Annotated in this window: 1 protein-coding gene; it reads right to left on the reverse strand. The window is 51.4% G+C overall.

Going from position 1 to position 926, the window contains the following annotated elements; all coding sequences use genetic code 11:
* Positions 1-926: condensation domain-containing protein (locus tag AC5V8P_RS25760; RefSeq protein ID WP_495474081.1), on the reverse strand; the 926-nt coding region annotated here is incomplete at both ends.

The raw sequence follows: 926 nt of genomic DNA on the forward strand, positions 1-926 counted from the left end.
ACCAGATGGCTTTGCGTTAACAACAGCTCTGCTCCCGAGTCGTCCAGCATGTAGCGGATACGCTCCTCCGGATACGTCGGATCGATAGGGACATATGCACCTCCGGCTTTCAAAATGCCTAACATGCCCACAATCATATCTACCGAACGTTCGGTCATCAGACCCACCAGCCGATCCTTCGTCACGCCTTGACTGCGCAAGGTACGAGCCAGACGATTCGCACGTTCATTCAGCTCGCGATAAGTTAGCTGCTCTCCTTCAAAGTATAACGCTGGCTGTTCCGGTGTCTGCACTGCTTGTGCTTCGAACAAGCCATGGATCGTTTGCTCACTTGGATACTCGGCAGCTGTATCTCCCCATACGCGGAGAATTTGCTCGCGTTCCTGCTCGCTTAGTACATCCAGCTCCTGCACTCGAATGTTCGGATTCGCTACTACTTGCTCCAGTAGCTGTATCAGATGGCCCTGCGTCCGTTCCACCGCTTCCCGATCATATAACTTCGCATTGTATTCGAATCGGATTTTCATCGCTTCCTGCGGCATCACGAGCAGATTGAAATCATAGTTCGTTTGTTCAATCATGCCTGCATTGCGGATTACAAAATCCGACGCTGCACCTTCGCCAAGCTGCTCGACCTGCTCTTCCACCGGATAGTTTTCAAACACGATAATGTGGTTGATCAGCTCTTGTTTTTGCTCGGTCAAGGCTTGAATTTCATACAGCGGATACGTTTCATAATCTTGAGAAGCCAGCGCCTGCTGCTGATTCGCTCTGATCAGGTCGGCAAAGGTGTCCTCAGCCTGGCTGCGGATACGAATTGGGATGGTGTTAATGAACAAGCCCACCATATTTTCGATCCCCGAAATCTCAGCCGGGCGACCCGATACGACACCGCCAAAGACGGCATCGTCACTACCGTTGTACTT

The sequence above is a fragment of the Paenibacillus sp. N119s genome (assembly GCF_059447605.1).